Annotated in this window: 18 protein-coding genes; 1 reads left to right on the top strand and 17 read right to left on the bottom strand. The window is 72.1% G+C overall.

Annotated elements, in window-relative coordinates; all coding sequences use genetic code 11:
- Positions 1–9: 9 nt before the first annotated feature.
- The 9 genes from BLT82_RS29775 to BLT82_RS29735 form a co-directional block, all read right to left on the bottom strand.
- Positions 10–2313 (bottom strand): xanthine dehydrogenase family protein molybdopterin-binding subunit, encoded by a 2304-nt coding sequence (locus BLT82_RS29775; protein WP_093660421.1) that lies wholly within the window; start codon positions 2311–2313, stop codon positions 10–12.
- On the bottom strand, positions 2310–4175 hold the full coding sequence (locus BLT82_RS29770; protein ID WP_093660419.1) for a 2Fe-2S iron-sulfur cluster-binding protein: 1866 nt from the start codon (positions 4173–4175) through the stop codon (positions 2310–2312). The genes BLT82_RS29775 and BLT82_RS29770 overlap by 4 nt, the downstream gene beginning before the upstream one ends.
- A complete protein-coding gene (locus BLT82_RS29765) occupies positions 4172–5050 on the bottom strand; it encodes an FAD binding domain-containing protein (protein ID WP_093660417.1) in 879 nt (292 codons plus the stop codon). The genes BLT82_RS29770 and BLT82_RS29765 overlap by 4 nt, the downstream gene beginning before the upstream one ends.
- A gap of 286 nt (positions 5051–5336) precedes the next feature.
- Positions 5337–7034 (bottom strand): beta-N-acetylhexosaminidase, encoded by a 1698-nt coding sequence (locus tag BLT82_RS29760; RefSeq protein ID WP_093660415.1) that lies wholly within the window; start codon positions 7032–7034, stop codon positions 5337–5339.
- Between the two features lie 4 nt (positions 7035–7038).
- Positions 7039–7890 carry a carbohydrate ABC transporter permease gene (locus BLT82_RS29755; protein ID WP_093660573.1) on the bottom strand — a complete coding sequence of 284 codons (852 nt, stop codon included), beginning with the start codon at positions 7888–7890 and terminating at the stop codon, positions 7039–7041.
- A 41-nt stretch (positions 7891–7931) separates the two neighbouring features.
- Positions 7932–9032 carry a carbohydrate ABC transporter permease gene (locus BLT82_RS29750; RefSeq protein ID WP_244529723.1) on the bottom strand — a complete coding sequence of 367 codons (1101 nt, stop codon included), beginning with the start codon at positions 9030–9032 and terminating at the stop codon, positions 7932–7934.
- A 5-nt stretch (positions 9033–9037) separates the two neighbouring features.
- On the bottom strand, positions 9038–10342 hold the full coding sequence (locus BLT82_RS29745; RefSeq protein WP_093660413.1) for an extracellular solute-binding protein: 1305 nt from the start codon (positions 10340–10342) through the stop codon (positions 9038–9040).
- A 282-nt stretch (positions 10343–10624) separates the two neighbouring features.
- Positions 10625–10912, bottom strand: a complete 288-nt coding sequence (locus BLT82_RS29740; protein ID WP_063835429.1) for a DUF3039 domain-containing protein — start codon at positions 10910–10912, stop codon at positions 10625–10627.
- A 30-nt stretch (positions 10913–10942) separates the two neighbouring features.
- A complete protein-coding gene (locus tag BLT82_RS29735; protein WP_093660411.1) occupies positions 10943–11503 on the bottom strand; it encodes a YqgE/AlgH family protein in 561 nt (186 codons plus the stop codon).
- Between the two features lie 287 nt (positions 11504–11790).
- Between BLT82_RS29735 and murA the strand changes: the two genes are divergently transcribed.
- A complete protein-coding gene (gene murA, locus BLT82_RS29730) occupies positions 11791–13131 on the top strand; it encodes a UDP-N-acetylglucosamine 1-carboxyvinyltransferase (protein ID WP_093660409.1) in 1341 nt (446 codons plus the stop codon).
- Positions 13132–13636: 505 nt separating this feature from the next.
- On the opposite strand, the gene BLT82_RS29725 is transcribed toward murA, so the two are convergent.
- The 8 genes from BLT82_RS29725 to BLT82_RS29690 form a co-directional block, all read right to left on the bottom strand.
- Positions 13637–13918: an HU family DNA-binding protein gene (locus BLT82_RS29725; protein ID WP_093660571.1), complete on the bottom strand. Its 282-nt coding sequence runs from the start codon at positions 13916–13918 to the stop codon at positions 13637–13639.
- 354 nt (positions 13919–14272) lie between these two features.
- A complete protein-coding gene (locus BLT82_RS29720) occupies positions 14273–15706 on the bottom strand; it encodes an NAD-dependent malic enzyme (protein WP_093660407.1) in 1434 nt (477 codons plus the stop codon).
- 523 nt (positions 15707–16229) lie between these two features.
- On the bottom strand, positions 16230–18515 hold the full coding sequence (locus tag BLT82_RS29715; RefSeq protein ID WP_093660405.1) for a HelD family protein: 2286 nt from the start codon (positions 18513–18515) through the stop codon (positions 16230–16232).
- A 103-nt stretch (positions 18516–18618) separates the two neighbouring features.
- The gene (locus BLT82_RS29710) at positions 18619–19473 is read right to left on the bottom strand and encodes an anti-sigma factor family protein (protein WP_093660403.1); all 855 of its coding nucleotides are present in this window, start codon (positions 19471–19473) and stop codon (positions 18619–18621) included.
- Positions 19470–20057, bottom strand: a complete 588-nt coding sequence (locus tag BLT82_RS29705) for a sigma-70 family RNA polymerase sigma factor (protein WP_093660401.1) — start codon at positions 20055–20057, stop codon at positions 19470–19472. Before BLT82_RS29705 ends, BLT82_RS29710 begins: the two co-directional genes overlap by 4 nt.
- Positions 20058–20241: 184 nt before the next feature.
- Positions 20242–20865, bottom strand: a complete 624-nt coding sequence (locus BLT82_RS29700) for a CGNR zinc finger domain-containing protein (protein ID WP_093660399.1) — start codon at positions 20863–20865, stop codon at positions 20242–20244.
- 197 nt (positions 20866–21062) lie between these two features.
- Complete coding sequence (locus BLT82_RS29695; RefSeq protein WP_093660397.1) at positions 21063–22217, bottom strand: uroporphyrinogen-III synthase; 1155 nt, start codon at positions 22215–22217, stop codon at positions 21063–21065.
- Between the two features lie 75 nt (positions 22218–22292).
- Entirely contained in the window at positions 22293–23645 is a 1353-nt protein-coding gene (locus BLT82_RS29690; protein WP_093660395.1) for a nitrate/nitrite transporter, read from the bottom strand.
- Positions 23646–23751 lie beyond the last annotated feature (106 nt).

Raw genomic sequence — 23751 nt, 5'->3', positions numbered from 1 at the left:
ACCCCGCTCCTACGGCGTGGCCACCGCCGCCTGCGGCCGGATCGGGAGGCGGTTGACCGGGCGGCCCGTGGCCGCGCGGACCGCCGAGGCGACGGCCGCCGGGGAGGTGACGACCGGGACGGCGCTGGCCGCCTTGGCGCCGAAGGGGGCCACCACGTCGCGTTCCTCGACGAGTTTGACGATGCGGATGTCGGGGGCGTCGAGGGCCGTCGGCAGCGCGTAGCCCGTCAGGTCGGGGTGGCGGACCAGACCGCGGGCCGTGCGGAGGTTCTCGGTGAGCGCCGCACCGATGCCCTGGGTGACGCCCGCCTCGATCCGGGTGGCGAGCTGGGCGGGGTTGAGGATGCGGCCCACGTCCTGGGCGACGGCCATCTCCACGACGCGCACGGAGCCGAGTTCGATGTCGACGTCGACGACCGCGCGGATCGCGCAGAAGGCGAGGCCGACGAAGGCGTCGCCCTGGCCGTGGTCGTCGAGGGGTTCGGTGGGGTGCGGGCGGCACTGGGCGGTGGCCCAGAGCTCCTTGCCGTCCATGGCCTCGGTGACCGTAGTGGACAGCACGCCGTCGTACGAGGTGATCTTGCCGTCGGTGATCTGCAGCAGCTCGGTGGACATGCCGAACTTGTGGGCCAGCGGCTGCAGCAGCTGCGTACGGACCATCTTGGCCGCACGCTCGACCGCGCCGCCGGAGACCCAGGTGTGCCGCCCGTGTGCGGCCGGGCCCGCCGGTGGCTGGTCGGTGTCGACGGAGGCGACGTGCACCTCCTCGATGCCGAGCGTCTCCTGCACGATCTGCCGGGCGAGGGTGGAGAAGCCCTGCCCGGTCTCGACGGCCGCGCAGATGACCGTGGCCACGCCGTCGTGGACCTTCACCGTGGCCGTGGACACCTCGTCGGTGCCTTCCGCGCCGAGCATGTGGACCATGCCCAGCGCGTAGCCCACGCCGCGCCGCACCGCACCGGGCTCGCCCGCTCCCTCGGGTCCGCCGGGCAGCAGCCAGGCCTCCTCTGGGGTGTCCTTGGGCAGCGGCGGGAGCGGGAAGTCGCGGACGGCCTGGAGCAGTTCGGCGACCGGGGCCGGGCAGGTGACGGTCTGGCCGGTGGGCAGGATGTCGCCGGTGGCGAGCACGTTGCGGAGGCGGATGTCGGCCGGGTCCTGGCCCAGCTTCGCGGCCAGCTTGTCCATCTGGGCCTCGTACGCGGCGCAGACCTGCAGCGCGCCCTCTCCGCGGACGTGGCCGGAGGGCGGGTTGTTGGTGCGGACGGCCCAGCCCTCGATGAAGGCGTGCGGCACGACGTACGGGCCGCAGGCGAAGGCGACGGCGGCGGCGAGGGATTCGGAGGAGGCGTCGGCGTACGCGCCGGCGTCCAGCAGGATCTGCGCCTCGACCTTCAGCAGCTTGCCGTCGGCGTCGGCGTGGTGGCGGTAGCGCAGCAGCGTGGGGTGGCGGTGGGCATGGCCGAGGAAGGATTCCTCGCGGGTGGCGGCGAGCTTGACCGGGCAGCCGGTCCGCAGGGCGAGCAGCCCGAGGGGGATCTGGAAGCCCGGGTCCTCCCGGTCGCCGGTCGCGCCGGGCACGCCGGTGACGACGACCTTCACGCGCTCCTTGTCCAGGCCGAAGCAGGCGGCGGCGAGGTCGCGGTCGGTGTGCGGGTCGGTGGAGGCGGTGTAGAGCTCGACGCCGCCGTCGGGGCGCGGCACGGCGAGGCCGGCCTCGGCTCCGATGGGGGCGGGGTCCTGGCGGCCGATGCGGTAGAGCCCCTCGACGACGACCTCCCCGTTGACCTCCGGGTCACCGTAGCTCAGCGGGATGTGGCGGATGAGGTTGCCGTCGGGGTGCAGCGGCTCGGCGGCGAAGGCCTTCTCCGGGTCGGTGACCGGTTCGAGGACCTCGTACTCGACGGTGATCGCCGCGGCGGCGAGCCGGGCCGTGTCGGGGTGGTCCGCGGCGACCGCCGCGATCGCCTCGCCGTGGTGCCGGACGACGTCGGAGGCGAAGACGGGCCGGTCGGCGACCCCGCGTCCGTAGGCGGTGTCGCCGGGCACGTCGGCGTGGGTGACGACGGCCCGTACGCCGGGCATCTCGGCGGCGGCGGAGGTGTCGACGGAGACGATCCGGGCGTGGGGGTGCGGGGAGCGCAGGATCGCCGCCCACAGCAGGCCCTCGGCCCACAGGTCCGAGGCGTACGGGAAGGTGCCCTCGGTCTTGGCGCGGGCGTCCGCCTGCGGGAGGGAGGCTCCGAGGCCGTGAGCGGGGGGTTCCTGCTCGGGATCGTCGACCGCCGGGGCCGCGATGGCCGCGTCGTTGCTCACACCATGCCTCCGTCGTGCGGGTGGGGCTGCACACTACCGCCGCCCGGGGGCGCCTGGTGCGGGATGCGGGCCCCGTCCTGGGTCCCTTCGCGGGCCTCGTCGCCGGCCTCGGCGGCCGCGGCGGCGCTCGCCTCGCGTTCGGCGACGACCTCGCGCACGGCGTCGAGGACGCCCCGGTAGCCGGAGCAGCGGCAGAGGTTGCCGGAGAGGGCCTGGCGGGTCTCGAGCTCCGTGGGGGCGTGGTTGCCCTCCAGCAGGTCGTGCACGGTCATGGCCATGCCGGGGATGCAGAAACCGCACTGGACGGCTCCGCACACGGCGAGGGCTCGCTGGACGTCGGAGGGTTCGCCGTCGGCGGCCAGGCCCTCGACGGTACGGACCTCGGACCCGGCCGCGGTCGCCGCCGGCACCAGGCAGGAGGCCACGAGCCGGCCGTCGACCTGGACGTTGCAGGCGCCGCACTCGCCCTGCGAGCAGCCGTCCTTGGCGCCCGCGAGGCCGAGGCGCTCGCGCAGCACGTAGAGCAGGGACTCGCCGATCCACGCGTCGGTGACGGGCCGGTCGCCGCCGTTCACGCGCAGGACGTACGAGGTGTGCGGGTGTTCGTCGCTCACCGCGGCGGGGGCGTCGGCGAGGGCTTCCTCGGCACCGGACGCGTCCGGGCCGGCTGCGGCTTCGACATCGGGCGTCCCCGCCGGGTCCTGCCGGGCCGTGCCGGCGCCGGTGGCTCCGGGGTCGTCGGAGTCCTCGGCGGGGCCGGTCTCGCGGCCTGCCCGGGGCCCGTCCTGAGGCGCCTCGGCGCTCCGCTCCGGGTCGGCTGCGGCATCGGGAGCGTCGCCCGCGGCTTCCGGGTGCGCCTCGTCCTCCCGCGGGCCGTGCGGCTCGCCGGAAGGCCCTTCGGCGTGGGGCTCGGTGGTGGACCCGGCCTGCTCGTCGTGGGCGGGATACCCCTCGGTCGCCCAGGGGGCGGGAGCGCCGCCGGGGAGGGTGGCGGGGTAGCCGGCTCCGGCCACCGGCGTACCGGCGGCGGGCGTGCCGCCCGCGGGGGTGCCCTCGGCCGGGGTGCCGCCGTCGGGGATCGTGGCCCACGGGGCGGGCGCGCCGCCCGGCAGGGTGGCCGGCGGGGTGCGGCCGCCCCACTGGGACGCGAGCGCGGACGTCGTGAACTCGCCCGATTCCTCCGGGATGTCCCCCTGGGCGACGGGGATGGTCCACTGGCCGGTGAGGTCTCCCGTCGCGGGCGCCTCTGCGCGGCCCGACGACGGTTCGTCCGCCTCCGGGAACGTCCACTGGCCCGTCGCGTGCGGGTCGTGGCCGCCCTGTGGGCCGCGGGGGCCCTCCGCGCCGTGGCCGGTCCGGGGGTCCCCGCCCTGCGGGCCGCGGTCGGGCCGCGCCTCGTGCCCGGCGCGCGGGTCCGGCGGAGCGCCCTGGACGCCCTGCGGGCCGTACGAGTCGTGTGGCTCATGGCCGTCGCGGGGGCCCTGCCCGCCCTGCGGGCCGGGGCCGGCGTACGGCTCGTGGCCGGCGTAGGGCTGGTGGCCCGCGTACGGCTCGTAGGGGTTCTGCGGCTGCTGCGCGCCCGGCGCGGCGCAGTGGTGCGGCCGGTCGGCGTCCGACGCCTGCTGCGGCACGGTCCAGCCGCCCGCGCCCGCCGGGCCGGACGGGTCGTCCGGGTTCACGGGCGGGATCTGCGGGGGCACGTAGCCGTGACCGGGCGCGGCGAGCGGTGCGTCGAGCATGTCCTCGGGCGGCAGCCGGACGAAGGCCGTGGCCTCGGCGTCGTACTCGCCGCCCTGCGGGATCGGCTGCCAGCCGCCGCCGTGCGGGGCGGTGTCCCGGGACTCGTTCTCCTCGGAGCTCACGACAGTGCCCTCCCCAGCGCTCGTCGGGCCAGCGCGGCGACCACGCGCCGCAGGTGCAGGACCGCGGGCGGCAGCTGCTCGTCGCCCTCCTGGTCCGGGATGCAGGCGGCCGCCACGTACTCGCCGAAGGCCGCCAGGGCCTCGGGGGCGAGGCCGCGCTCGCCGTCCCAGTCGATCAGCGAGGCGATCCAGCGCTCCGCCTCCAGCGGGCGCAGTGGCATCGGGGCGATCGCGCCGACCGCGCAGCGCACGCCGCGCCGCGCCGGGTCGAGGACGACGGCGACGGACGCCGTTGCCCGGCCCGGCCCGGTGCGCCCGGTGGCCTTGAGGAACACCTGGGGGGCGTGCAGGAGCGGCACGCGCACGAAACCGATCAGCTCGGCGGGGCCGAGCATTTCGCGGCCGGCCAGCAGATGGGAGACGGGAATCTCGCGGGTCGCCCCGTCCGGTCCGGCGATCACCAGGTCCGCCTCCAGGGCGGCCAGCACCGGGAGGGTGTCGCCGGTGGGGGCGGCGGTGGCGATGTTGCCGCCGAGGGTGCCCGCGTTGCGGATCTGCGGCGGTCCGGCGGCCCGGGCGGAGGCGGCGAGCGCCGGGATGAGCGCGGCGAAGTCGGGCCGGCCCATCCGGGAGTGGGTGAGTCCGGCACCGAGCAGGGCGTGGCCGTCCTGGTACTGCCAGCCGCGGATCTCGTTGATCCGGCCGAGGCCGACGAGGCCGGCGGGCCTGAGCCGGCCCTTGTTGACGGCCGCCATCAGGTCCGTGCCTCCTGCGACCGGCACGGCGGCGGGCATGGCGGTGAGCGCCGCCACGGCCTCGTCGAGCGAGGCCGGCAGCGTCACGGACTGCGCCGCCTGCGGTGCGTGCGTGGTCAACCCAGCTGCCCCTTCCCGGTGTCCCGGCTGTCCGCCTGTGTTGCCGTACCGTACGTGCTCACAGCCCGGACGTGGCAACTCTGGCACATCTTCCGAGCGGTCCGACGCGGGGGTCCACGAAGCACGCATCCGTCCCGGACCTCCCCGGACAGGGGAAATGCCCGAATTGCTACGGCATTGCCGTCACAAGCGGATTGCCGGTTCAAGGCATTCCTTGTACGACTTTTCCCCGTGGACGTCCACGGTCCCAGGGAGCCGTATCCGGAACACCCCGTTGCGGCAGGGCTCACACGTTTGGGGGCGCCCCCTCGATCGGGCGTCCGAGCACACCCGGTCGCCTCTGCCACGGCAACGGGCCCCCTGGCGGCCGGTAGTCGACGCCGAGTGCGTCAAGGCGGGCGTAGTGGACGGACATTCGCCGCTCGAAATCCGCGAAGTCCCGGTCGGCGGGGGCGGGCAGGGCGGACCAGGCGGTCTCCGCGAACGCGGCGAGGCGCGGAAAGACCTGGTAGTCGACGCGGGCGCGGTCCTGCATCACCTCGGTCCAGACGTTTGCCTGGGCGCCGAGGACGCGAGCGGCCTCGGGCGTACCGGCGAGCTGCGGCGGAACGGGCTCGAAGCGGAAGACGTCCTCCAGGGTGCGCACGTACCCGATGGGCATCGGCTCGTCCTCGCCGGCGGCCTGCCGGTGGTCGAGATAGACCTGCTGTTCGGGGCACATGACGACGTCGTGGCCGGCGCGGGCGGCGGCGATCCCGCCCGAGTAGCCGCGCCAGGAGGACACCGCGGCGCCGGGGGTCAGGCCCCGTTCCGCCGTCCCGCCCTCCAGGATCTCGTCCCAGCCGATGAGGCGGCGGCCGCGGTCGGCGAGCCAGCGGTCGAAGTGGCGGATGAACCACGACTGGAGCTCGTCCTCTCCGGTGAGCCCCAGCTCCGCGACACGGGCACGGGCGGCCGGGGACGCCTTCCACTGGTCCTTGGGGCATTCGTCGCCGCCGATGTGGACGAACGGGGAGACCGCGGCGGGGAAGAGCTCCAGGACCTCCTCGAAGACCCCTTCGTAGAAGCGGAGGGTGGTCTCGGTGGGGGCCAGGACGTTCGGGCTGACGCCCCAGCTGTCCCAGACGGAGAGGGCCGTCGTGCCGACCACGTCGGTGTTCCCGAGTTCCGGGTACGCGGCGACGGCGGCCTGCGAGTGGCCGGGGATGTCGACTTCCGGAACGACGGTGATGTGCCGCTCGGCGGCGTACGCGACGATCTCGCGGATGTCGTCCTGCGTGTAGTAGCCGCCGTGCGGGGTCTCGTCCCAGAGCTCCGACGCGCGGTGCCCCCACTTCGTACGCGAACGCCAGGCGCCGACCTCGGTGAGGCGCGGGTGACGCTTGATCTCGATGCGCCAGCCCTGGTCGTCGGTGAGATGGAAGTGGAGCGTGTTGAGCTTGTGGGCCGCGAGCAGGTCCAGCATCCGCAGGACGTCGTCCTTGGGGCGGAAGTGCCGGGCCACGTCGAGCATCAGACCCCGCCAGCGGAAGCGCGGCGCGTCGTGGACGGTGACGGCGGGCACCTCCCACTCGCGCTTCCCGGCCGCGGGAGCACGGCGGAAGGCGTCGGGGCCGAGCAGTTGCCGGAGCGTCTGGGCCCCCCAGAACACCCCCGCCTCGCTCGCCCCGTCGATGGCGACGACGAGGCCGTCTGCCGTGAAGCGGTACGCCTCCGGGCTGCCGAGTTCATCGGCGAGCGAGGGCACGATGCGCAGCAGGACCCGGTTCCCGTTGTCCGTGTGCGGCGGGAAGGGGTAACCGGTGGCCGCGCCGAGGGTCGAGCGCAGCCAGCGCGCGACCCCCTCGGTGCCGGGGTGCGCCTCGATCTCGGTCTCCGCGTCGATGACGTACCCGGTGCCTCCGCCCGGCAGCGAGGCCGAGACGCGTACCGGAGCAGGAATCAGTTCCACCCGGGGATTCGGGAAGTGGGAACGCTCGCTCATGGCCTCAGTCCTTCACCGCGCCGCCCAGTCCGGAGACCAGACGCCGCTGTACGAGTACGAAGAAGACGAGTACCGGGATCGTCATCACGGTCGACGCCGCCATGATGCCGCCCCAGTCGTTCTCGTCCGGTTTGAAGAAGACCAGCAGCGCCATCGGCAGGGTGGACTGCGAGGTGTCGCTGATGATGAAGGACTTCGCGAACAGGAAGTCGTTCCAGGTCGAGATGAACGAGAAGACGCTCGTCGCCACGAGGCCCGGGAAGACCAGCGGGAAGAGGATCTGCCAGAGGAACCGGGTGCGGCTCGCGCCGTCGATGTACGCGGCCTCCTCCAGTGCCTCCGGCACCGCCCTGACGAAGCCGCGCAGCATCCAGATCGCGAACGGCAGCGAGAAGGCGATGTGCGGGAGGATCAGCGCCCCGAGGGTGTTGAGCTGACCGAAGTCCCGCATCAGGAAGAACAGCGGGATGGTCAGCGCCTCGATCGGCACCATCTGCGCCACGAGGAACATGACGAGCAGGGTCGTACGGAACCGGAAGCGGAACCGGGTCACCGCAGTCGCGGCGAGAAACGCGATGAGCGCGGAGGCGATCACGACGGTTCCGGCGACGAAGAGGCTGTTGAGGAAGTAGCGGCCGAATTCCTGCTGTTCGAAGACGCGGCGGAACGAGTCCAGGGACGGGGCGAAGGTCCACGGCCGTGCCTCGGTGGACTGGATCTCACCTGCGGGTTTGAAGGCGGAGAGGACCATCCAGTAGAGCGGGAGGGCGACGGCGGCGGCGACGAGAAGGGCGGTCGCCTCCGCCGCGAGCCGCCACGGCCGGCGAATGCGGATCCGGCGTGCGAGCGGGTGCAGAGGGCTCCGCCGGGCCGCGGGAACGCGCTGGGACTGCGGACTCACAGTTCCTCCCCCTGGCGGCGCAGCAGCCGCAGATAGACGAGTGTGACGGCGAGCAGGATCAACAGCATCACGACGCCGATCGCCGATCCGAGGCCGTACTGCGAGGAGGCGAACGCCTTCTGGTACGCGTAGACGTTGAGGACGAGATTCTGGCCGGCGATTCCGCCGCCGTTCGTCATGACGTAGATCTGGGTGAAGACCTTGAAGTCCCAGATGACGGACTGGATGGTCACCACGACCAGGATCGGGCGGAGCATCGGGGCCGTGACGGAACGCCAGGTGCGCCATTGCGAGGCACCGTCGAGCGAGGCCGCTTCGAGGACCTCCGAGGGGATCGCCCTGATGCCCGCGTACACGGTCACCATCACGAACGGGAACGAGCACCAGACGACTTCGAAGAGGACGAGGGCGAAGGCGCTGTACCGGCCGTAGGTCCAGGAGAAGTCGCCGAGCCCGAGCACCTTGTTGACGGGGCCGAAGTCCGGGTCGAAGAGGAACACCCAGACGGTCGACCCCGTGACCGCGGGCGTCGCCCACGCGCCCAGAGCGGCGAGCATCAGCGCGAGCCGCGGCAGGGCGCGGACGCGCGTGAGCAGCACGGCGAGGGCGCACCCGACGGCGAGGGTGGCGAGGACGCACGTGGCGGCGAAGACGACGGTCGCGAGGAGGACCTGCCAGAACTGGCCGTCGGAGAACAGGGCCGTGTAGTTGGCGAAGCCCTGGAAGGACGTCGGCTCACCACCGCTGACCTGGGCCTGGGTGTACTCCAGGAACGAGATGAGTCCCAGTTGGTAGATCGGGTACACCAGCAGCCCGCCGAGCACGACGAGCGCGGGCGCGAGGTAGATCCACGGGGTCCGTCCCCCGTGGGCCCCCGGGCGACGCGGTGGTTTGCGGCCGGCCGCCCGCCCGGTCTCCGTGCCTGCGTCGAGTCCGGCGCCCGGCCGCGGGGCGGGGACCCGGGCGGTCGCCGATCCGCCGCCCTCGGGGTCGGACGCGGACGGGTCGGGGCAGGACGCGGACGAGGACGCCGGCTCGGCGCCGGCCCGGTCGGCGGCGGGTTCGGGGGTCTGCGGACCGGACGCGGTGCGCTTCACCGGGATCAGCCCGCGGACGCGAAGGCCGCGTCCATCTTCTTCGCGGCGTCGTCCGCGGCGGTGGCCGCGTCCTTCTTGCCGCTGACGATCTCCTGGAACATCGTCGGCAGGACGAGCGAGGCGTCGATCTGCCCCCACCCGGGTGAGGCGGGGACGAACTTGGTTTCGGCGGCAAGGGTGTCGATGAACGGCTTGACGAAGGGCTCCTTCGTCGCCGCACGCGCCCGGACGTCCGTGTACGTCGGCAGGAAGCCCATCGCGTCGAACAGCTTGCCCTGGGTCTCCTTGCCGGCCAGTGACTTCATCAGGTCCACCGCGAGCGTGCGGTGCGAACTGCTCTTCAGCACACCGATGTTGTTTCCTCCGGCGAAGGCCGGGGCGATCGAACCGGCGGTGACGCCGGGCAGGGGAACGACCGCGTACCTGCCCTTCACCTTGCCCGCCTCGACCGCCGCGTGGCTGAAGTCGCCGCCGATCGCCATCGCGGCCTTGCCGGAGGCGAACGCCGTGACGGTGGCGTTGCCGCCCATCGAAGCGCACTTCGCCGCCGGGCAGTTGTCGTCCCCGAACAGCGAGGTGTACGCCTCGATGCCCTCGAGTGCCTGCGGGCTGTTGACGGCCGCCTTGTACGTGCCGCCGCTCTCCGTCGCCAGCTCACCGCCGTTCGCCCAGAGGAACGGCATGGCGCCGTAGGTGTACGCGCCGCCGACGGCGAGCCCGTACAGCCCGGGCCGCGCCTTGCGCACCTTCTTCGCCGTGGAGACGAGTTCGGCCTGGGTCTTGGGCGGCCGGATGCCGAGTTCCTCGAACACGTCCGTGCGGTAGTACAGGGCGCGGACGCCGACGAAGAACGGGGCACCGTACACCTTGCCGTCCACCGTCACCGACTCCCTCGCGGTCGGGTCGGCGTCCTTGGCCTCCGCCCAGGCCCCGAACTCCTCGGTGATGTCGGCGAGTCCGCCGTCCTTGACGTAGCCGGCCGTGTCCGTGTTGCCGTACTCGATCAGGTCCGGCGCGCTCCCGGGGTCGTTGAAGGCCGCCTTGATCCGCTGAGCGCGGGTGTCGACGGGGATGTACTCGACCTTCACGTCGGCCTCCTTGTGCTCGGCCCGGAACGACGCGACGGCCTCCTCGACGACCTGCTCCTTCGGCTTGTTGTTGACCTCCTGGAACAGCCAGACGCGGAGCGTGCCGCTCTTGTCGTCGGTCCGGGCGCCGGTGTCGGACGTCTGTGGGGCACAGCCGGTGGCGGTCAGCCCCGCCAGGGCAAGTGCGGTGACCGGGGCGGCTATTCGGGCAGGAAGCTTCATGACGGGGTCCCCTCCGGCAAGGTGTTGCAACATACGCAACGCACGTTTCGCGGTGCACAACACGCAGGAGGTTAGGGCTGCCCCAACGGAGCGACAAGAGGTCTCAACCACTCTGTGACCGGCCGACGCACTCCGTGCAACGGAACGTCGCGGGAGCGTGTACGAAGGGGCGCCGCACACGCCCCGGAGAACGCGAACGGCCCCCGGTGCGCACAGTGGTGCGCCCCGGGGGCCGTTCCCGAGCCGGAAGGAAGCCCGAAGGCCGGCGGACCGGCCGTCCGGCTACTTCTTGTCCTTGCCGCCCTTGTCCTTGTCCCCGCCGGCACCCATGGACTCGTAGATCTCCTTGCACATCGGGCACACCGGGTACTTCTTGGGGTCGCGCCCCGGCACCCAGACCTTGCCGCACAGTGCCACCACGGGAGTGCCGTCGAGGGCGCTCGCCATGATCTTGTCCTTCTGGACGTAATGGGCGAAGCGCTCGTGGTCGCCGTCGCCGTGCGACACCTGGGGTGTCGGCTCCACGAGGGTGCCCGTACCTGCCCCGCGCTCGGGCTCGAGAGTGCTCATAGGTGCCAAGGGTACTCAAGCCGCAGGGATTCAGTTCAGCGACGGGTCGTCCGGATAGGTGGCCACCATCGCGAGTTCGTTGCGCTGCCGGCGCAGCACGGACCGCCACAGCGCCTCCGGCCGCGGGGAGGACACGTCGCCGGGCTCGGACTCCACGACGTACCAGGCGCCCTCACTCAGCTCCTCCTCCAGCTGGCCCGGGCCCCAGCCCGCATAGCCGGCGAAGATCCGCAGCGAGCCGAGCGAGGCGGCGAGCAGTTCCGGCGGGGCCTCGAGGTCGACGAGGCCGATCGCCCCGTGGACCCTGCGCCAGCCGAGGGGCCCCTCCTCGCCGGGGATGACGGCGAGGCCGAGCGCCGAGTCGAGGGAGACGGGGCCGCCCTGGAAGACCACGCCGGGTTCGCCGGCCAGCCCCGCCCAGGTTTCCAGGATGTCGCCGACGCCGACGGGAGTGGGCCGGTTGAGGACCACGCCGAGGGATCCCTCCTCGTCGTGGTCGAGCAGGAGCACCACCGCGCGGTCGAAGTTCGGGTCCGCGAGGGCCGGAGTGGCGACGAGCAGCCGCCCTGTGAGGGAGGACACCTCGGTCATGGGAGACATGATCCCGCATCTTCGTCCTCCGCGGGGAGCGGAAGTCCCGGTCCGGACCGACGCAGCTCAGGGCGCACCGCGGCAGCGGGAGGGCGCGCCCGCGGGAACAACCGGATGGTGACCCTCCGGAGGCACGCCGAAACAGAACGTATTGTGCCGAATTCATTACACCTGCGGGCCGCCCTTGGCCTTACGAGACAGGGGTAGGAGGGCCTTAACCTTTTCTCTGGCCCCTGCCCGACCTCCTCCCCGGCTCCACTGGGAGGACCCTCCGGAACGCGAGATTCATGACCGGCACAGACGATGTACTGCTTGTCCACGGCGGAACCCCGCTGGAGGGCGAGATCCGCGTCCGCGGCGCCAAGAACCTGGTGCCGAAGGCTATGGTCGCCGCGCTGCTCGGCAGCGAGCCGAGCCGGCTGCGCAATGTGCCCGACATCCGCGACGTGCGGGTGGTACGAGGGCTGCTGCAGCTGCACGGTGTGACGGTGCGGCCCGGGGACGAGCCCGGCGAACTGGTGCTCGACCCGACGCACGTCGAAAGCGCGAACGTCGCGGACATCGACGCCCACGCCGGTTCCTCGCGCATCCCGATCCTGTTCTGCGGCCCGCTGCTGCACCGGCTCGGGCACGCCTTCATCCCCGGTCTGGGCGGCTGCGACATCGGCGGCCGGCCCATCGACTTCCACTTCGACGTGCTCCGGCAGTTCGGCGCCAAGATCGAGAAGCGGGCGGACGGGCAGTACCTGGAGGCCACGCAGCGGCTTCGCGGATGCAGGATCCGCCTGCCGTACCCGTCGGTCGGCTCCACCGAGCAGGTACTGCTGACCGCGGTGCTGGCCGAGGGCGTCACGGAGCTGTCGAACGCGGCGGTCGAGCCGGAGATCGAGGACCTGATCTGCGTCCTGCAGAAAATGGGCGCGATCATTTCCATGGACACCGACCGGACGATCCGGATCACCGGTGTCGACCGCCTCGGCGGCTACACCCACCGGGCGCTCCCGGACCGTCTGGAGGCGGCGTCCTGGGCGTCGGCGGCGCTCGCGACCGAGGGCAACATCTACGTGCGCGGCGCCCAGCAGCGTTCGATGATGACCTTCCTCAACACGTACCGGAAGGTCGGCGGGGCCTTCGAGATCGACGACGAGGGCATCCGCTTCTGGCACCCGGGCGGCTCCCTCAACGCGATCGCCCTGGAGACGGACGTGCACCCCGGCTTCCAGACGGACTGGCAGCAGCCCCTGGTGGTGGCCCTGACGCAGGCGGCGGGCCTGTCGATCGTGCACGAGACGGTCTACGAGTCGCGCCTCGGCTTCACGTCGGCGCTCAACCAGATGGGTGCGCACATCCAGCTGTACCGGGAGTGCCTGGGCGGCTCGGACTGCCGCTTCGGCCAGCGCAACTTCCTGCACTCGGCCGTCGTGTCCGGGCCGACGAAGCTCCAGGGCGCGGATCTGGTGATCCCCGACCTGCGCGGCGGTTTCTCCTACCTGATCGCGGCGCTGGCGGCTCAGGGGACGTCCCGGGTGCACGGGATCGACCTGATCAACCGCGGCTACGAGAACTTCATGGAGAAGCTCGTGGAACTCGGCGCGAAGGTCGAGCTGCCGCGCGGCGCGGTCGTCTGACCCCACCCGCCCCTCCGAGCGCCGGTCCGGCCGCCCTGCGGCCCGGGTCCGGCGCTCGGTGCGTTCCCGCACGCGACGCAAACGTGCGCGGCGTCACGGCGCCGCCGAGGCACCCGCCTCCCGGCATGCCGTTCCCGTACGCGACGGAACGGATCACAGCGTCCCGGTGCGGCCGAGGCACCCGCCTCCCCCACGCGACCGCGGGCACGCACCTCCGTGCGCGGCCTTGGACGCGCCACGGCCGGCGGCGCACCGCCCGGGAGCCCGCGCACGGGCGACACGGCGTGCACGCGTGGCGAAGCCCGCGTGCCTCGGCACGGCGGGCCGCCAGGGGGCCCGTACACCTGCCCGCCGCTCTCCTGCCCGCCGCTTGGCGGGCAACGCACCGTCCCGGCGGACGGGGCCCGGCGCGGGAGGCCGTGGGGGCGCCGGGGACGCCCCGGCCCCGGACAGCACAAGGGCGGCCACCCCCCGACGGGAGGTGGCCGCCCTCGCGCTCTGAGGCTTACTTGCCCTTCGCGGCTTCCTTGAGCTTGGAGCCCGCGGAGACCTTCACGCTGTAGCCGGCCGGGATCTGGATCGGGTCGCCGGTCTGCGGGTTACGAGCGGTGCGAGCGGCACGGTGGGTGCGCTCGAAGGTCAGGAAACCGGGGATGGTGACCTTCTCGTCGCCCTTGGCGACGACCTCGCCGACGACCTCGGCGAAGGCGGCCAGCACAGCGTCGGCGTCCTTGCGGGTCACCTCGGCACGGTCGGCCAGGGCGGCCACCAGCTCACTGCGGTTCATGTTCTTACTCCCGTGTTCTTCTTGCCTGTGAGGCGTGAGATCGAAGCCGATGCTGCCAGGGCCCTCGGACAGTTCCCCGGACCCGGGTCTGCCGTCAGACCCTCGCGCCCAATTGAGCATCCTGCCCCCACCAGCGGCGGGAAAGCCAATCCGGCACCCTCCGGAGTCACACGAAAAGCGCCACTGGCTCGTTCCGGTGACGTTCCGTCGACTCCGTGCGGACTCCACGGAACCGAAACGGCCCGAAGGAGCCCCCGGAGGAAGCATCCTCCGAAGTCGTGCGGCCCGTCGCGGGCTCATGGTCCGCCACCCTAAGGGCGGTTTTCCGGGCCCGCGACTCGCGACGCGCCGGACTCAGGACGGGGTGGGGCCCGTCACAGCCGCACCAGCCGCCCTCGCGGCATCCCGGACGGCCCCCGCGACCGCGCCCGCGACCTTGTCGTTGAAGACGGACGGGATGATGTAGTTCGGGTTGAGTTCGTCCTCGGTGACGACGTCCGCCAGCGCCGTGGCCGCGGCGAGCATCATCTCCGTGTTGACCGTGCGCGACTGCGCGTCCAGGAGTCCGCGGAAGACACCCGGGAAGACCAGCACGTTGTTGATCTGGTTCGGGAAGTCGCTGCGGCCGGTGGCCACAACTGCCGCGGTCTGGCGGGCGATTGCCGGGTCCACCTCGGGGTCGGGGTTCGCGAGCGCGAACACGATCGCGTCGTCCGCCATTCCCGCGACGTCCTGTGCGCCGAGCACGTTCGGGGCGGAGACGCCGATGAACACGTCGGCGCCGCGGACCGCCTCCCTCAGAGTGCCGGTGACGCCCTCGGGGTTGGTGTTGTCGGCGATCCAGCGCAGCGCCGACCCGGGGGCCGCGTCCACGAGGTCCTCGCGGCCCGCGTGCACGACTCCGTGGATGTCGGCGACCACGGCGTGCTTGACGCCCGCCGCGATGAGCAGCTTCAGGATGGCCGTACCGGCCGCGCCGGCGCCGGACATGACGACTCTGACGTCCCCAACCGCCTTGCCCACCACGCGCAGTGCGTTGGTGAGGGCGGCGAGCACGACGATCGCGGTGCCGTGCTGGTCGTCGTGGAACACGGGGATGTCGAGTGCCTCGCGCAGCCGTGCCTCGATCTCGAAGCAACGGGGTGCGGAGATGTCCTCCAGGTTGATGCCGGCGAAGCCGGGGGCGATCGCCTTGACGATCTCGACGATGGCGTCGGTGTCCTGGGTGTCCAGGCAGATCGGCCAGGCGTCGATGCCGGCGAAGCGCTTGAAGAGGGCCGCCTTGCCCTCCATGACGGGCAGGGCTGCCTTCGGGCCGATGTTGCCGAGGCCGAGGACGGCGGAGCCGTCCGTCACGACTGCGACGGAATTGCGCTTGATGGTGAGACGGCGGGCGTCCTCGGGGTTCTCGGCGATGGCCATGCAGACGCGGGCAACACCCGGGGTGTAGACCATGGAGAGGTCGTCACGGTTGCGGATGGGATGCTTGGACTGCATCTCGATCTTGCCGCCGAGGTGCATGAGGAAGGTCCGGTCGGACACCTTGCCGAGGGTGACGCCCTCGATGCCGCGCAGTTTCTCGACGATCTCGTCCGCGTGCGTCGTGGAGGTCGCCGCGATGGTGACGTCGATCCGGAGCTTCTCGTGGCCGGACGCGGTGACGTCGAGACCGGTGACCGATCCGCCGGAGGACTCCACGGCCGTGGTGAGCTGCGAGACTGCGGTTCCGCTCGCGGGCACCTCCAGCCGGACCGTCATCGAGTACGAGACGCTGGGCGCCGTTGCCATGGCCGAGTTCCTCTGCTTTCCCTAGCTTCGTTGCCGCACCGCCCGGTGATGACCGGGCGGGGCCATCCGATGGTCGCACCTACCTGCCAGTAGCAGGTAATACTGGTCGTTTTGATTTCGGAAAACTTTTTCCACCATACGAGAAGTCGTGGAAAAACAGAAGAACGGACCGGGCGAAACGGAAGAAGTCCGCGTCACCGTGGTGACGCGGACCTCTCCGATGCTCTGGTGACACCGACCCGCCATGCTCGCCTCGCGGCAAGTGGTCCCTCTGAGGGACGAAGGTTGGGCCCGGGGGCTTGGATCGAGCCGGTGCCACACACAGGCTAACAAAGAGTCCCAGAAGGTGATTCCCCGCTCGGCGAGTTGACCCCCGTTCGGCCGTCCGACCGCCCCGTCCGGCCCCGCGACGCCCCGGAGATCGCCGGTCGGCGGGTCACCCGCCGACCGCGGCACCTCCGTCACCCGGTCCCTCGGTTCGCCCGGCCCCCTCAGTCCCTCAGCTCCCCAGTTCCTGGGTCTCTCAGTCCCTGAGCAGGTCCGGGACCCCGTCCGCGTCCGGCTCGTCGCGCCGGCCCGAGACCACGGTGAGCTGCTGGGTGGCACGGGTGAGCGCCACGTACAGCACCCGCAGCCCCGCCGGCGACTCGTCGGCGATCTCCGCCGGAGAGACGACCACCGTCGCGTCGTACTCGAGCCCTTTCGCCTCCAGCGAACCGAGGGCGACCGCGCGGTCGCCGAGGCCGTCGAGCCAGCGGGCGGCCTCCTCGCGCCGGTCCATCGCGACCACGACGCCGACGGTGCCGTCGACCTCGTCCAGGAGGCGCTGGGTCTCCTGCCGCACGGTCCGCTCGAGGTCGTCACGGGCCACCGCGAACCGGGGCCGCAGACCCGTCGAGCGGACGGCGCGGGGCGCCACCATCCCCGGCATGGCCAGCGTCAGCACCCGGGCGGCGAGCTCGGCGACCTCGGAGGGGTTGCGGTAGTTCACGGTGAGCTCGAAACGGCGGCGCGGCCGGGTGCCGAGGGCGTCGTCGCGGGCCTCGGCGGCCTCGTCCGGGTCGGACCAGGACGACTGGGCGGGGTCGCCCACGATCGTCCAGGTGGCGTGCCGTCCGCGGCGGCCGACCATCCGCCACTGCATGGGCGTGAGGTCCTGGGCCTCGTCGACGATGACGTGGGCGTACTCGGTGCGCTCCGCCGCCAGCCGCTCGGCCCGCTCGCGCTGGGACTCCTCGCGCTGCGGCATCAGTTCCTCCAGCCCGGTGAGCTGGTCCAGCGGATGGGCCTCGCGCTTCTTCCTCGGGCGTACGGGGACGCCGAGGATCGCCTGAAGCTCGTCGAGGACGGCCACGTCGTGCACGGACAGACCGTCGCGTCTCAGGCTGCGGGCGAGTCTTCGCACCTCGCCGGGGTTGAGGACGCGGCGCGCCCAGCGGCCCAGCCGCCGCTCGTCGGCCATGGCGGCGAGCACCCCCCGCGGGTTCAGCTCGGGCCACCAGGCGTCCAGGAAGTCGATGAACGAGTCCTCCGAGCTGACGTCGTCGTCGAAGGAGGAGCGCAGCTCGGCGGCGAGCTCCGGGTCGGTGTGCCGGCCGGCCGCCCCCGACTTGGCGTACAGGGCGTCCAGGAGCAGTCTGCGGGCGCGCGGCCGCAGCAGGTTGACGGGCGCGGTGCCGCCGAGGACGTTGTGGCGGATGCGTCGGAGCTCGTCGTTCTCCAGCTCCAGCCGGCGGCCGAAGGCCACGACCCGCAGCCGGGCGGGGGTGTCGCCGAGCTCCAGGGCGCCGCGGGCCGCCTTCCGCAGCACCTTCAGCATCCGCAGGGAGCCCTTGACGCGGGCGACGGCCGGATCGTCGTACGTGGTGGCCTCGGCGCCGTCCACCAGGGAGCCGACCGCCCGGATCGCGACCTGCCCCTCCTCGCCCAGCGAGGGCAGCACGCCCTCGGTGTAGGCGACCAGCAGCGGGGTGGGCGAGACGACGAGGATGCCGCCCGCGTACCGGCGCCGGTCCTGGTAGAGCAGGTACGCGGCCCGGTGCAGCGCGACGGCGGTCTTTCCGGTGCCGGGACCGCCGGAGACCTCCGTGACCGAGGCGGCGGGTGCCCTGATCACGAGGTCCTGCTCGGCCTGGATGGAGGACACGATGTCGCGCATGGTGTGGGTGCGGGCCTGGCCGAGCGCGGCCATCAGGGCACCGTCGCCGATCACCGGCAGCATGGCGCCGCCGAGGCGTGCGGTCAGCTCGGGGCGCATCAGGTCGTCCTCGACGCCGAGGACCCGGCGGCCCTTGGAGCGGATGACCCGGCGGCGTACGACACGGCCGGGGTCGACCGGCGTGGAGCGGTAGAAGGGCGCCGCGGCCGGGGCGCGCCAGTCGATGACCAGGGGCGCGTAGTCGGAGTCGAGCACGCCGATTCGGCCGATGTGCAGCGTCTCGGCGATGTCGGCGTACTGCCCCGTCTCGTCCGTCCGTACGGCGTCCTCGGCCGGTTCGACGGAGGTGTAGGCCCCGTCGGGCCCCTTCTTGCCGTCCTTGCCGAGCAGCAGGTCGATCCGGCCGAAGAGGAAGTCCTCGAACTCGCTGTTGAGCCGGTTGAGGTGGATCCCGGCGCGGAACACCTGGGCGTCCCGCTCGGCGAGCGCGCCGGGCGTGCCCACCTGGCCGCGTTTGGCGGCGTCGTCCATCAGGAACTCCGCCTCGTGGATCTTCTCCTCGAGGCGGCGGTACACCTGGTCCAGATGGTCCTGTTCGACAAGGATCTCGCGGTCCCGGACCGAGTCGACAGCGGCTTCCTGCGCGGCCACCGTGGCCCCCTTCTTACGTGCACTGGGCAGCCGTCAACCGTACGCGAAGGGGGGCCGTTGTGTCAGGCGGAAGGTCCGCTGTCGTGGTCCGGGAGTCCGTGACTCAGGCGCCGACCTCCACGAGGCGCTTCCCGTCGAAGGTGCGGACCTCGAAGTGATCGATCTCGTTGCGGTCCATGGCCGCGCCGCCGTGGATGTACAGCGGCTTCTTGGCCTCCTTGTTCGTGCTGTCCTCGATGCCGTACCCCCGCTCGGGGACGGACCAGGAGGTCACGACCTCCTCCTCACCGCTCTTGGAGACGGCGACGAGACTGCACTTCAGCGGACCCTTGACGTTCTTGAGCTCCAGCACCGCGTGGGTGCCCCAGCCCTTCTCCTCCAGGCCGACGGTGGCGGTGACCCTGGTCAGCGCGTCCGTCGCCTCGACCTTCTCGGTCATGCCGTCGAAGAACTCGTTCTCCGCGGGGCTGGTCGGGTGCGGCGCCGCGACGTTGCCCGCCGTGGCGTCGTCCTGGCTGACGACCACCGCGACGGCGGGGCCACCGAGGATCAGCACGGCCGATGCCGCGATCATGTACATGCTGCGGCGGCGCTTCCTGGAGCGCTTCACCGCGACCTCGTCCACGAGCCGGTCGAGCAGCTGCGGGCTCGGCGCCGTCGGGACCGTGACGGCGGCGGGCCGGGGCGGCGGCTGCATGATCCTGCTGTCGAAGGGCAGCGCGGTCGGCTGCTGGGGAACGGCCGGCTGCGCCGGAGCCTCGGCGAGCATCGCCAGCATCGGCTCCATGCCCGCGAACTCCTCGAGGTGGGCGGCACAGATGTCGCAGCCGGCCAGATGCGCCTCGAACGCGGTGGCTTCCGCGTCGTCGAGGATGCCGAGGACGTACGCCCCCACCGTCTCGTGGACCGACCCCTCTTCGGACTGTCCGAACTGCCCGAACTGGTCCTGCCTGTTCATGCCGTGACCCCCCTCTCCTCCAGAGCGAGCTTCATGGAACGCAGTGCATAGAACACACGGGACCGCACGGTCCCGCTGGGTATGCCGAGTGTCTCGGCCGCCTCATTGACCGTACGCCCTTTGAAATACGTCTCGACGAGTACTTCCCTGTGAGCAGGGGTCAAATCATCGAGCGCATCGGATAGCGTCATCAGCCACAACGCCTTGTCGATCTCGTCCTCCGCGGGCATGACCTCCAGCGGCGACGGATCGACCTCCTGCGGCCGGGCCTGCCGGCTGCGGTGACCGTCGATGACGATACGCCGTGCGACCGTCACCAGCCAGGGTCGGACAGAGCCGGTGGCCCGATTGAGCTGACCGGCGTTCTTCCAGGCACGGATGAGCGTCTCCTGTACCACGTCCTCGGCGCGCTGGCGGTCGCCGGCCACGAGTCGGAGCACATAGGCAAGGAGGGGTCCGGCGTGCTCCTGATACAGCACGCGCATCAGCTCCTCGTCAGGGACGGATGTGCTGGTGCGCGACGAGTCGGCGCGATGCCGGGCCCTGCCTGAACGGTCATCGGCCACGGCGGCATCCTTGCGCACCTGAACCTCCCGGTCGAGACCCTGTCTGATGTCTGACTGCTTGTCTGTCGTCCATCACTACGGAGGGGCTCGCCGATCGACTCAACGCGACGGGGAAATTCTTTCAAGATCTTTTGGAGGGCGGCCGGACAGCGCGGCGAACCGGCTCGCAATCCCGGCCATAGCGCCTCGAAATGACCCGCTTTCAGGCGCGCGAGAGAGCGGCCCGCCGCCGGTGGCGGGCGACCCGCTCCCGATTGCCGCACACCTCACTGGAGCACCAGCGGCGACGGCGTCCCCGGGATGTGTCGAGATACACACGGCGGCAGTTGTCGCCCTCGCAGCGACGGAGCCGGGTACGGGCCACGGAATCGGTGAGCAGCTCCACGGCGTCGCGGGCGACGGCGGCGAGCAGCGCGGCGCACTCGGGGCGGGCGAGCGGGGCCCGGACGAGTTCGCCCTCGTCGTCGCGCACGGCGGTGACGGCGGGCGGGGCGGAGGCGGAAGCGAAGGAGTTGAGCCGTGCGAGGGCGAGGTCCGGACCGCCGTGGCGCCCGGGAACGGCGGCGGGGCCGCCTCGGCTTCCCGTACCGGGTGCGGCCCGGTGGCGGTCGATCTCGGCGTCGACCAGACCCTCGACGCAGACGCGGAGTTCGTGGAACGGCACCACCCACCGGGCGGTCACCGCGCCCAACGGGGTGCCCGGAGGCAGCAGTCCGGCCGCCGTGAGCCACCGTCCGAGCCCTTCGGCGCCCTGCGGCGCCGCCGCCACGAGATCCAGGCAGACGCGCCCGGAGTCGAACCGCCCGTCGTACGAGCCGATGCCCATGAACTCAGGGTGCCCCCGCGAGCGCGCGCCGGGAACCCCCCGTGCGCGACCCCTCGTTCCCGTAAAGCGTGACGTCCGGGACACCGTGCCCGGCGCCCGCTCCCTCGGGCCCGCCGGGCCGTCCCCCGCGTCTGTCCGGACAGAGGCGTCTCCCGGGGTACGAACGGTCCGCCGGCCTCCCCGCCCCCGCGATCCGGTCAGGTGTCCGCGTACTTGGTGTCGACCGCCGGGTCGAGTGCCAGCCGGTAGCCGCGCTTCACCACGGTCTGGATGAGGTTGGGGACGCCGAGGGCCGTGCGCAGACGGGCCATCGCCGTCTCCACGGCGTGCTCGTCACGGCCTGCGCCGGGCAGGGCGCGGAGCAGGTCGGCGCGGGAGACGACCCAACCGGGGCGCCGGGCCAGCGTGTTGAGCAGCGACATACCGGCCGGTGGCACGGGGCGGACCTCGCCGTCGACGAGGACGGCATGGCCGCGGATCTCGACCCGGCGGCCGGCCACCGGCAAGGTCCGTGCCCGGGAGGGAAGTTCGACGCAGAGCAGCTGGACGAGCGGACCCAGCCGGAACCGGTCGGGCTGGACCGTGTCCAGCCCGACGGCCTGGAGCGGAAGTGCCGTGACCGGTCCCACGCAGGCCGGCAACACGTCGTGGGCGAGCGCGTCGAGCAGCTCCGGCAGCATCCCGCGGTCCTCGGCCCGGGAGAACAGCGACGCCGCGGCGGGGGCGCTGGTGAACGTCACCGCGTCCAGCGACCGCCCCACCGCCGCGTCGAGCAGGCGGTCCAGCGGAGCGAGGTCCTCCGGCGGCATCCACCGGTAGACGGGGACGACGACGACCTCGGCTCCCCCGACCCGCAACGCCTCCACGAACCCGGGCAGCGGCTCGCCGTGCAGCTGCAGCGCCACCCGGCGGTCCGCCACGCCTTCGCCGAGGAGCCGGTCGAGCACCTCGGCCATCGACTCGGACGTGGGCGACCACTCCTCCGTCAGCCCGGCCGCCCGGATCGCGCCCTTCACCTTCGGCCCGCGGGCCAGGAGTTCGACGCCCCGCAGGCAGGCGAGCAGCTCCTCGCCGAAGCCCCAGCCGTCGGCGGCCTCCACCCAGCCCCGGAAGCCGATCGCGGTGGTGGCGACCACCACGTCCGGGGGGTTGTCGATGAGTTCCTTCGTGGCGGCGAGCAACTCGCCGTCGTCCGCGAGCGGCACGATCCGCAGGGCGGGCGCGTGGAGCACCGCCGCCCCGCGGCGCTGCAGCAGCGCGCCCAGTTCGTCCGCGCGCCGGGCCGCCGTGACTCCGACCGTGAAGCCCGCGAGCGGGGCGACCGCGGGAGCGCCGTGCTGTTCGTGGTACATGCCGGCCGAGCCTGGCAAGAGAGCGTGACAGGCTCGGTTCGGCTGCGTTTCCCCGTGGTTACGAGGCACTCCTGCTCACACCTCGGCGTAGCTGAGCTGCGGCTTCGTCTCGGTCGTGGCGGCCGGCGCGGCGGTGCGGGCGGGCCTGCGAAGGTATACCGCCCAGGTGACCGTGAAGCACACCGCGTAGCAGGCGAGGAAGGCGACGAAGGCGCCCGTCCCCGTCCCGGCCGTGAGGAACGACTGCCGGAAGGCCAGGTTGATCGCGAGCCCGCCGAGCGCGCCCACCGCGCCGATGAGCCCCATCGACGCGCCCGAGAGCCGCCGCCCGTACGCTTCGGCGGCCTCGCCCGTCATGCCCTTCGCCAGGGCCTTGGCCTGGAAGATGCCGGGGATCATCTTGTACGTGGAGCCGTTGCCGAGCCCGCTGAGGACGAACAGGGCGATGAAGCCGACCAGGAAGACCGGCAGCGATTCGGACACGGAGGCGAATACGACGACGCCGGTGGCCGCGGCCATCGCGGCGAAGGTCCACAGGGTGATCCTGGCCCCGCCGAAGCGGTCGGCGAGCGAGCCGCCGACGGGCCGGATGAGGGAGCCGAGCAGCGGTCCGACGAAGGTGAGCGACGCCGCCTGGAGCGGGGTGCGCCCGAACTGGGTCTGGAGCACGAGGCCGAAGGCGAAGCTGTAACCGATGAAGGAGCCGAACGTCCCGATGTAGAGGAACGACATGATCCAGGTGTGCGGGTCCCTGACCGCCTCCTTCGCGGCGCCGGTGTCGTTCTTCACGGGCGCCAGGTTGTCCATGAACAGCGCGGCGCACAGCGCGGAGACCACGATCAGCGGGATGTAGACGCCGAGCACGATCCTGGGATGTGCGGCGCCCGCCAGTCCGATGACCAGCAGGCCGACGAGCTGCACCACGGGCACGCCGATGTTGCCGCCGCCGGCGTTCAGGCCGAGCGCCCAGCCCTTCTTGCGCAGCGGGAAGAAGGAGTTGATGTTGGTCATCGAGGAGGCGAAGTTGCCGCCGCCGACGCCGGTGAGGGCGGCCACCGCGAGGAACGTCCCGTAGGACGTCCCCGGCTCCATGACCAGGAACGCGGCGCCGGTCGGCAGCAGCAGCATCAGTGCGCTGAAGATCGTCCAGTTGCGGCCGCCGAAGCGGGCCACGGCGAACGTGTACGGCACCCTGATCACGGCCCCGACCAGGGTCGCGGTCGCGATCAGGAAGAACTTTCCGGCCGGGTCGACCCCGTACTCGGGCCCCATGAACAGGACCATCACGGACCACAGCGTCCAGATGGAGAAGCCGATGTGCTCGGACAGGACGGAGAAGAGGAGATTCCGCCGGGCGATCCGCTCCCCCTTCTCCCTCCAGAAGGTCTCGTCCTCCGGGTCCCACTGCTCGATCCACCTGCCGGCCATGGCGCGCCTCCACTGATGCTCCGGGTAGTGGATCCGACGCTAGGCATCGCGGGTTTCAGGCCCGTGGCACGAGATGACCGGGATGGAACCTTGCTCTCACCCGGTG

It is taken from the genome of Streptomyces wuyuanensis, assembly GCF_900103455.1.
Classification (GTDB): domain Bacteria; phylum Actinomycetota; class Actinomycetes; order Streptomycetales; family Streptomycetaceae; genus Streptomyces; species Streptomyces wuyuanensis.
The sequence above is the reverse complement of the archived record's forward strand: the minus strand, read 5'-3'. Positions and strand labels throughout refer to the sequence as shown.

What these genes read in the sequence shown, in the direction of transcription:
- BLT82_RS29760 (WP_093660415.1), bottom strand. Translation starts at nt 7,034, where the DNA reads ATGAGCGAGCGTTCCCACTTCCCGAATCCCCGGGTGGAACTGATTCCT.
- BLT82_RS29745 (WP_093660413.1), bottom strand. Translation starts at nt 10,342, where the DNA reads ATGAAGCTTCCTGCCCGAATAGCCGCCCCGGTCACCGCACTTGCCCTG.
- BLT82_RS29740 (WP_063835429.1), bottom strand. Translation starts at nt 10,912, where the DNA reads ATGAGCACTCTCGAGCCCGAGCGCGGGGCAGGTACGGGCACCCTCGTG.
- BLT82_RS29735 (WP_093660411.1), bottom strand. Translation starts at nt 11,503, where the DNA reads ATGACCGAGGTGTCCTCCCTCACAGGGCGGCTGCTCGTCGCCACTCCG.
- murA (WP_093660409.1), top strand. Translation starts at nt 11,791, where the DNA reads ATGACCGGCACAGACGATGTACTGCTTGTCCACGGCGGAACCCCGCTG.
- BLT82_RS29725 (WP_093660571.1), bottom strand. Translation starts at nt 13,918, where the DNA reads ATGAACCGCAGTGAGCTGGTGGCCGCCCTGGCCGACCGTGCCGAGGTG.
- BLT82_RS29720 (WP_093660407.1), bottom strand. Translation starts at nt 15,706, where the DNA reads ATGGCAACGGCGCCCAGCGTCTCGTACTCGATGACGGTCCGGCTGGAG.
- BLT82_RS29710 (WP_093660403.1), bottom strand. Translation starts at nt 19,473, where the DNA reads ATGAACAGGCAGGACCAGTTCGGGCAGTTCGGACAGTCCGAAGAGGGG.
- BLT82_RS29700 (WP_093660399.1), bottom strand. Translation starts at nt 20,865, where the DNA reads ATGGGCATCGGCTCGTACGACGGGCGGTTCGACTCCGGGCGCGTCTGC.
- BLT82_RS29695 (WP_093660397.1), bottom strand. Translation starts at nt 22,217, where the DNA reads ATGTACCACGAACAGCACGGCGCTCCCGCGGTCGCCCCGCTCGCGGGC.
- BLT82_RS29690 (WP_093660395.1), bottom strand. Translation starts at nt 23,645, where the DNA reads ATGGCCGGCAGGTGGATCGAGCAGTGGGACCCGGAGGACGAGACCTTC.